The sequence below is a fragment of the Pseudomonas sp. GV047 genome (genome assembly GCF_003058245.1).
Classification (GTDB): domain Bacteria; phylum Pseudomonadota; class Gammaproteobacteria; order Pseudomonadales; family Pseudomonadaceae; genus Aquipseudomonas; species Aquipseudomonas marginalis.
The window spans coordinates 1-1477 of the sequence record NZ_QCWA01000034.1 but is presented as its reverse complement, the minus strand read 5'-3'; the positions used below and the strand labels follow the sequence as shown (position 1 = coordinate 1477).

Annotated in this window: 3 protein-coding genes; all 3 read right to left on the bottom strand. The window is 56.3% G+C overall.

Features of this window, described 5'->3' with window-relative positions:
* Positions 1–512, bottom strand: a 512-nt coding sequence (locus tag C8K58_RS32145) for an ABC transporter substrate-binding protein (protein ID WP_108574928.1), incomplete at its 3' end; no start/stop codon positions are given.
* A 52-nt stretch (positions 513–564) separates the two neighbouring features.
* Positions 565–1059 carry a DNA repair protein RadC gene (gene radC, locus C8K58_RS32140; protein WP_054092807.1) on the bottom strand — a complete coding sequence of 165 codons (495 nt, stop codon included), beginning with the start codon at positions 1057–1059 and terminating at the stop codon, positions 565–567.
* Positions 1060–1159: 100 nt separating this feature from the next.
* Positions 1160–1417 carry a hypothetical protein gene (locus C8K58_RS32135; protein ID WP_054092806.1) on the bottom strand — a complete coding sequence of 86 codons (258 nt, stop codon included), beginning with the start codon at positions 1415–1417 and terminating at the stop codon, positions 1160–1162.
* Between the last annotated feature and the right edge of the window lie 60 nt (positions 1418–1477).

Here is a 1477-nt window from a genome sequence, read left to right as displayed (position 1 = left end):
GCGAAAAGCTCGAACAAAAGGCCGGTTCGCCGCGGCGCGGAGTGATTGACCCACCCTTCCAGATAGAACATCGCTTCTTCAGAAAGGTGTGCGGTGCTGATCTCCCAGGTTCGACTGTAGTGTCCCGTCTCGAAGCTCAAGCGATGGATCATGGCTTGGGCATCTTCCAGGGAGTACAGATCGCCGACATGAAGCCGCTCGTTGAGGATTTCGCCCATCACGGCGTAGATCACTTGGCGCACCATCCCGGTGGATGGGTAGCGTTCATCCAACTCCTCCGGAATGGATTGGCCTTCGCTGATCAAGGCGAAATCGTCATTGAAGAGGCAGGGGAACAGTTGCAGCGCATGGTCGGGCAGATGGGCTTGTGAGTGGTGTAGGGGTCGAAAGCAGGGAGGACAGTCGTCTTCGTAGGTGATCAGCAGTAGCCGTTCGATATGCAGGTTGTCGTAGCCGCGAGCAAATGGGTTTGAGGCTGTTAACAGGGCAGGGGCTTGGCGTATGGGGCTCATGAGGGTTCTCCAGAATGAAAATGAACAAGGCGCCCGTAGGCGCCTGTGAGGATTAAAGCCAGCCGTATTCGGCAAGGGAGAGCGGACGACCTTCACCCACGATGAAGTGATCCAGTACGCGCACTTCGATCAAGGCCAAGGCCTCCTTCAGCCGTGCGGTCAAGACGCGATCCGCCTGGCTAGGTTCGGTACACCCTGAGGGGTGGTTGTGAACAAGAATGGTGGCCGCAGCGTTATGCGCGAGGGAGCGCTTAACGACTTGGCGGGGGTAAACGCTGGTGCCATCAATGCTGCCGTGAAAGAGGACTTCGAATGCCAGCACGCGGTGCCTGGCGTCGAGAAAGATCACACCGAAGACTTCATGCTCTTGTTGCGCAAGGTGCAGTTTTAAGTATGAGGCCACAGTGTCAGGTGAGGTCAGGATAGGGCCGCGGGCGAACAGCCGACGATCCAGAATATGCAGCGCTTCGTTGATCAGCTGGTTTTCGTGGACGATACGATTAGCCTCGAAATCCGAGGTTTCAATCAGTGTGAGTGGGGTGCTCATGGTGGTACCTCCGAAGGGAACAATCAGGGGTACACGCCCGAGGGAAGTGGTGTCCCCGAGGTGGATAAAGAGTCGCGGGCATTAGCCGATGCCGCGCTGTTTACAGGCGCGTGAATCGGTGGCGTTGTCCGTGCAGGTGTGAGTTACAACCGTCGCAGGGCAATGGGGAGAAGGCTTTTATTCCCCGACCGGTTTCGGGATCGAAGTCGGCACTGATAGGCATTAACCAAACCAGTTCACGATGGATGCCGGCGATGCGTTTCTCGATTTCATCCGTCGTGTAGTAGAGCGATAACGTGCTGTAGTCCTCGTAAGCCGCAGCGAACAGGCAGTCGTCGCAAAGCCAGAAGGATTCCATGTTGACTCTCCTGTGCTGATTGAAGGAAAGGCGCTCGATTGAGCGCCTTGATGTAAAACA